6 protein-coding genes are annotated in these 6,646 nt (G+C 39.8%); 2 read left to right on the top strand and 4 right to left on the bottom strand.

Annotated elements, in window-relative coordinates:
* The 4 genes from IEX12_RS12160 to IEX12_RS12145 all read right to left on the bottom strand — a co-directional run.
* Positions 1-244, bottom strand: a 244-nt coding sequence (locus tag IEX12_RS12160) for a thiamine pyrophosphate-binding protein (protein WP_286171122.1), incomplete at its 3' end; no start/stop codon positions are given.
* A gap of 25 nt (positions 245-269) precedes the next feature.
* A complete protein-coding gene (locus IEX12_RS12155) occupies positions 270-1,469 on the bottom strand; it encodes an iron-containing alcohol dehydrogenase family protein (protein WP_102414734.1) in 1,200 nt (399 codons plus the stop codon).
* Between the two features lie 205 nt (positions 1,470-1,674).
* Positions 1,675-2,400, bottom strand: a complete 726-nt coding sequence (locus IEX12_RS12150; RefSeq protein ID WP_102414735.1) for a GntR family transcriptional regulator — start codon at positions 2,398-2,400, stop codon at positions 1,675-1,677.
* A 374-nt stretch (positions 2,401-2,774) separates the two neighbouring features.
* A complete protein-coding gene (locus IEX12_RS12145) occupies positions 2,775-4,172 on the bottom strand; it encodes an FIMAH domain-containing protein (RefSeq protein WP_230856214.1) in 1,398 nt (465 codons plus the stop codon).
* A gap of 906 nt (positions 4,173-5,078) precedes the next feature.
* Here IEX12_RS12145 and IEX12_RS12140 point away from each other — a divergent pair.
* A complete protein-coding gene (locus IEX12_RS12140; RefSeq protein ID WP_088052608.1) occupies positions 5,079-5,402 on the top strand; it encodes a DUF3870 domain-containing protein in 324 nt (107 codons plus the stop codon).
* Between the two features lie 69 nt (positions 5,403-5,471).
* Positions 5,472-6,632, top strand: a complete 1,161-nt coding sequence (locus tag IEX12_RS12135; RefSeq protein ID WP_188725260.1) for a DUF819 family protein — start codon at positions 5,472-5,474, stop codon at positions 6,630-6,632.
* Positions 6,633-6,646 lie beyond the last annotated feature (14 nt).

Below are 6,646 nucleotides of genomic sequence, written 5' to 3'. Positions count from 1 at the left end.
CAATGACCCCGGCAGTTCCGGAAACACGTTCATACGCATCTGCCATATGACCGGCACTTTGTTCATGACGAACAGGGATAAAGCGAATTCCAGCTGTCGGGAATAGGTCCAACATATCCATAAAGGCCGATCCTACGATTCCATACACCTCTTTGACATTTTCTGCGACAAGTGTTTCAACGATTGCCTCGCTTGGTGTCATTTTTACTTTTTTATTCGTTAAAGCGCTTTCTGTCATTACCATAATAAACCCTCCTGAAATAATTAATTTAGTTAGTTGTAGGCTCTACAGTGTTCGTTACCGTTATTTTACTAAAGAGTGATTTATAAATGTATTCAATGTCTTGCATTGAAGGTAGTTTTCGGTTTGTGTTTATTCCATTTCCTGATAAGGCATCTTCTACAAGCACATGAATGGAATCACTTAACTTGCCGGTATCTTGAATGTATTTTTGCAATGCATCCCAAATTCCAAACCTATTATTATAGTTTTCTATAATTTCAACCGATGATTGTGCAAGTTCATCATTATCTTTTGATGGTTCCTCGCCTAAAGCAACTGCAATATCCCGATAGCGGTCAACTGCCGATTTAAGACCAAACCTCATTACGGAAGGTAACAAAGCTGCAACACTTAAACCATGAGGGATGTGAAAGCGATTTCCTAACGCGCGTCCGGCAGCATGTACCAGGTTTGTTGAGGAATTAAAAAATGCTGTTCCCGCATAGCAACTTGCCAAAAGCATCTTTTGTCTTTCTTCTAAATTTGAACCATCTTCATATACTTTAGGAAGAGCTTCACCTATCATTTTGATTGCTCTTAACGCATAAGAATCCGTCAACATGGAAGCCCGATTGGATACGTATGCCTCAATGGCATGTGTCAGTGCATCAAGACCTGTAAAAGCTGTGAAGTGCTTTGGCAAACTAACCGTTAGTTCAGGATCCAGGATAGCTATATTTGGAATCAAATCTGAGTGGCCTGGATTTAGTTTCACTCCAAGTTCAGGGTCAGATACAACCATAATACCAGTTGCTTCGGATCCAGTACCAGCAGTTGTTGGTACTGCTATAAGAGGTAATCGATTCAAGAAAGGTTTTGATGTAATTTCAGACCATTCCAAATCTGAATTCAACCCAAATAAGGAGACACTTTTCGAAATATCAATTGCACTCCCACCGCCAACAGCAACAACACAGTCTGCTTGAGAATCTTTTAGCGTTGATAGAGCATCCTGAACGTGCTCAATGGTGGGTTCCCCGGAATAATCGGTAAAAAGTGTCAATTTTAAACCGTTGTTTTGGAGTACGTCTTGTACTTTCTTATGAATATTCAGCGGATCTGTCGCTAGAAATGCGTCCATAATAATTAGGGGTTTAGTAGCCCCACAGGATAATATTGCCTTGCTCAGTTGGTTAATACTTCCCGAACCGACCTCAATCCGGTTCGGTAAAGATAAGGTAGCCATGTTTTTCCTCCTTTACAGCAAAATAGTATTCAAAGTAAAAATTATATTATGGATGTAACAACAGGTTACTACCAGTTGTTATGAATAATTAAAGCATAAGAGACCAGAATTGTCAATACATTCTGGTTAGTTAAATTTTAAGATCCATTTAAACTCTATTGAATCCCCAATTAACTTCCTGCAGAAATAAAAACTAGAGGGATTTCTAATTTTCCCTTGCTCTCATCATTTCAATATTAAAACTGTACATATCTGGTCTAAATACACTATTTAAAAATTCAATTGGATTACCCTGTGGATCATATATGATTCGTTCACTAAGCAATACACTTGATGATTCTAGGATTTCCAAGTATTTAGCATCCTGCTTTAATGGTTTCCCACTAGTTATTGATTGTTTTGCCTTCCACAAATTAATACCAAGTGTAGTTTCAAGCAAATCGTATATAACTACTGTATTCAAATCATATTTTTCAAGTTTTTCACCAATCTCCACGGAATAATAATGCTTCTCTATTGCTACAGGAATATCATCTGCAAAGCGGAGTCTTTCAATTAAATAAAATTGATCCAGTCCGAGTATATTTCCTACTTTTTCAGGGGAGGATGACTTTCCCTGATAAATCAATTTAGAACCTGGATTCATACCCGTGCTTTTCACTGTTTCAGTAAAGCTTTTAAATGATCCAAGCCAATCCTGTACCGGGGTATTCGATATAAAGGTTCCTTTTCCATGGCTTTTTTGTAAAATCCCCTCATTTACAAGCATCGAAACAGACATACGTACTGTTGTTCTACTGACTGAATAACGTTCCATTAATGTACGTTCACTCGGTATTTTATTCTTATAACATCCGTTTAAAATGTCTTCTTTTAACTTTTTTTTTAATTGGATATGTAAAGGTTCTGGACTTTCGAAATTCAGACTCATCGGTAACCACCTGCTATTCATGTTTGTATCAATTAAATCAATTAAAATATTTATAGTCAATGTTAATGGGGCAACCTTCTGATAACAATAGACTGATTTCCTTGGAGAAACGAGAAAATGTAAGAAAGAATGGATGTTGTGAGGTTTTGAGTGCAAATCATCTTTACCCATAAAGAATGGAAGGAATGGATAGATGCCGTAGTGGCTGTTTTTACAGGAACATCTTGAGGTGCCGATGGGAGTATTGGGTTGGCATTTATGGGAACCGCGCATTGCTTCATTCCGACAATTAGATATTTAAATATTTAAAGATCCTACTGTGGCAGTTATTGTCCTGCCACAGTAGGCATCTTGTATTTCAAGTTTCGAAACCGTTACCACTTCTCAATTAAATAATCAGCATCATCCTTGAGCCTGTTATAAGCATTATCTGCAATCAATCCTTTTTCTTTCTGATGATCAAGTAGCAACTTAAAGATCTTCATGTGTTTAACAATCTTTTCCGACAAACCTTTTTCCTCGTAAATAATCACAGCAGTCAAATGGGTCGATAAGGAACGGGCAACATCGTCGCTATCGAACTCCCCCTCTTTTTTGAAGCGCTCGACAAGTGTTTTCATATCGGATGCACTTTCGGTCCAATACTTGGGCAGGCTAAAGAAGTCATCACCATTGAGATTGTTGATAGAATCATCCGCCATCCGAGTGGCAATACCCCACAGCCCGTTCTCTACGCGATCTATTAGCTCCTGATCGTAACCATATCTAGGCTGTTGGCCAGGCATCTCGAACAGGACGGTCGCTGTCCCATTAAGAGCAAATGAAGACCTAGCTTGACCAGGTAAATCGCGCTCCTCTGGGTGTAAATAACGGGCCACACCGGGCTCCTCATCATCTGAGAATTTTTTTACGCCAAGAGCAGCAGCCAACGCATAGCGTATGGATTTTTCTTGATCCAATTCTGGCCAATCATCGTACTTCGGACTGTTGTCTGGTCCCAGTGGCGGATAGTCTATTGCAATCGTGACATCCTCACCAGTTTTGTTGGTCTTCGGGGTGCCCATGTGATGAAGGTCTACGAAGGCTTCCACCTTACCAAACTCAGCCTTTAGATCCAGATATAGCTCTCTGAGTATGCGGGATTCGTTCGTCAGGAAAAAACCGGGCTCAGCACTCGAGCCGGGGAGATCTTCCAACACAGGTTCATAGCTCAGATCCGGGTTAAAATCCCGGTTGATATCAAAGCCACCGTTTCTTTCACTATAGTTCCAAGCGGGCTCAGCACCTTCGAGATGTGGGTAAGCCGCAATGACCTCATCCCATGGGAAGACGTTCTGCCGTTGCGTTATCTCAGCACCGTCAACATTGAGCCGTGGCACGGCAACTATTGTAACCTCCTCACGAACCGCCTGAGCACGGGAGCTATCGCTAGTCCCAAGAATCTCGAACATTTGCATAAGTGCCTCAGGACCACTCTTCTCGTTACCGTGTATATTACCATTGATCAGCAATACTTGATTACCCGTACCTACACGAGCGGCATAGATGTCACGGCCTTGTTGTGAGTGCCCGATGACGTCGACCTCGACCCTGCCTGAACTGGTCTTCTCAATTTGGTCTAGCCTTTGACCCAGCTCTTCGTGGCTCATGAAATCATCGTCCACTTTCTCACTTTTACCACTGGCTTGGATCTCCAGTCCGGTAATCGGGTTCAGCAATAACAATAAAATCGCAACGAAAGGTACAATTTTTTTCCAAATATTTTTTCTCATAGTAACCTCCTTGTTTTTGGGCACAACTAACCTGTTTCTATTCATTTCACTGGTATAATGAAAAAGTGCTTATCCTCACTAAAAATGCCTCCTTGTAATGTATTTGGACTGATGGCTCTTAAATAGTAGGGTTATTAAATTTTCCGTATGCACCTTGGAATAAAAATATATATTAACAAGGGACGAGCCCTTGGGGAGTCTTACCTTACATTCAATACTTCTAGCAATATGTTCTTTTTTGGATTTTTCCAGTATCCTTGATTGCTCTAATTGGGTTACTCTAGGTTGGAAATGAAAGCCGGTTTAAGAAAAACTAGGGGGAAATTACATGTACGAGAACTTAGGATAATTGTGAATAAATTAACATATGCCAAGATTTTTAATCTTAAATAGATTATTATATGATAAAGTGAATATCGAACTTATTTGAAAGATTTAATGTAAAATCGTTCCTACTTATTACAGCCATTATAGGCATTAAGCTAATATAGTTCAATAGAAAAATGTGAATACTATTAATTTTGGTAATAAAGGAACGAAACTATAGTCACGTTTTTTAAAAGGTAAATTAATACATAGGAAATTTGACTTAAAAGGTTAGCGAAAAGGGAAGACGGATTTATTCTAGAAGGCTTTATTTCAAGTAAACCCATGTAATAATATATGGAATATTCCCATTTTCTTTTTATAAATAATTCTGTCTTGGCTGGACAATAGAACCAAAATAAATAATATGAATACTATTTACAATAATTTCTAAAACGTCAATCTACTATTGACTGATAGTTACCGAAATGCTATATTATTACTATACCTACTTGTAAGCGCTCGCACGATACAAGCCACTGCAAGTTTCCCTTGCCGGTCCCTTGTATCGTCTGCAATGACGTGAAGGAGATTTAGTAATTGTATAATCAGAAAACGATCTACGTAATCGGGGATGCAAAGTCACCACAGAATAATCCGATTACCAAGAAGTATAGTCAATTTTTTCTGGCATTGGTGATTGACGTTACCAGTGATGAAATTGTTGATAGCGAATGTTCTTCAACCATCCAGTTGACGAATCAGTTTGTCCGTTCCTTGTTTATAGGACGGAAGGTAGACGATGACAAGGTGGAAGAGGATATTCGCAAACGGTATCTGGGCTCTTCGCAAAAAGCGCTGATTGTTGCATTCTATGATGCAAAAAATAAATATGAGCAAGCAAAAGCTGCTTTGACTAAATAAACCTAGTCAAAATCCAGCCTGACAATTATTTGTTGGGCTGGATTTTTATTTACTAGAGGAGGAACCGAAATGATAACAGATGGTTTTATGTATATCGCTGTCCTGGTGGCACTGGCTGCCGTCATGGTAGGAGTTGAAAATAAGTTTAGTTCCAATCGCTTTTTTAAATTTATTCCGGGGATTGTTCTGATTTATATTGGGGCAGCATTTTTACAGACAATTGGCTTGTTTGACAATGATGCTACGGAAACGGCGTATACCAGTGTGAAAGGGGCTTTGCTTCCGGCGATGTTGATGATCATGCTGTTGAAATGTGACATCCGTAGTATTATCAAACTTGGACCACGGATGATTGGCGGTTACCTTGTAGCGGTTGTCAGCATCATGCTTGGATTTGTCATTGTCTATGCTATTTTCAAACACTTTTATGTTGCGGATACGTGGCGTGCGTTTGGTGCGCTTGCTGGAAGCTGGACTGGCGGGTCAGCCAATATGGTTGCTTTGCAGGATATTCTTAAGGTTCCGGAAAATATCTTTGGCTATGCTCTAATGATGGATACGATTAATTATGGAGTATGGGTGATGTTCATGTTCTGGCTCGTTCCATTTGCAGGTGCTTTTAATCGCTGGACAAAAGCAGATACGTCCTTTATAGACAATGAACTGGAAGAAGATGCAGCAGTAGAGGAAAATGATCAAGGATTACAATTTAAACATATTATGTATCTTCTTGGAACTGGGCTACTTGTTTCTGCATTGGCTACATTTGCAGGTGATCATTTGCCGGAATTGGGAGATGTATTTAGTGCCACAACCTGGACAATCTTGATTGCTTCAGTAATTGGCCTGATTCTTGGCCAGACGCCGGTATCTCGAATTCCTGGGGCACTGGATGTTTCCAATGTAATGCTTTATATTATCGTGGCGCTTATTGCTTCTCAATCTGACTTTTCTCAGATTGCTCAAGCACCTATTTATCTCGTTTCCGGTTTTCTGATTATGCTGTTTCACTTGGTTATCATGCTGCTGCTTGGGAAGTTGTTTAAATATGATTTATTCACACTTGGGATTGCCAGTCTTGCCAATATTGGCGGCATGGCCTCAGCACCGATGCTTGCGGCTGCATATAGTCGGACCTTGATTCCAGTTGGTGTCATCATGGCCTTAATTGGCTCGTTTCTGGGCACCTATTTCGGCATGCTGGTTGGGAAAATTCTTGGAATCATGTAAAGTGAAAATCTATA

Origin of the sequence: Lentibacillus populi, from assembly GCA_014642895.1 — a bacterium.
Taxonomy (GTDB): Bacteria; Bacillota; Bacilli; order Bacillales; family Amphibacillaceae; genus Lentibacillus_C; species Lentibacillus_C populi.
The sequence above is the reverse complement of the archived record's forward strand: the minus strand, read 5'-3'. Positions and strand labels throughout refer to the sequence as shown.

What these genes read in the sequence shown, in the direction of transcription:
- IEX12_RS12155 (WP_102414734.1), bottom strand. Translation starts at nt 1,469, where the DNA reads ATGGCTACCTTATCTTTACCGAACCGGATTGAGGTCGGTTCGGGAAGT.
- IEX12_RS12150 (WP_102414735.1), bottom strand. Translation starts at nt 2,400, where the DNA reads ATGAGTCTGAATTTCGAAAGTCCAGAACCTTTACATATCCAATTAAAA.
- IEX12_RS12145 (WP_230856214.1), bottom strand. Translation starts at nt 4,172, where the DNA reads ATGAGAAAAAATATTTGGAAAAAAATTGTACCTTTCGTTGCGATTTTA.
- IEX12_RS12135 (WP_188725260.1), top strand. Translation starts at nt 5,472, where the DNA reads ATGATAACAGATGGTTTTATGTATATCGCTGTCCTGGTGGCACTGGCT.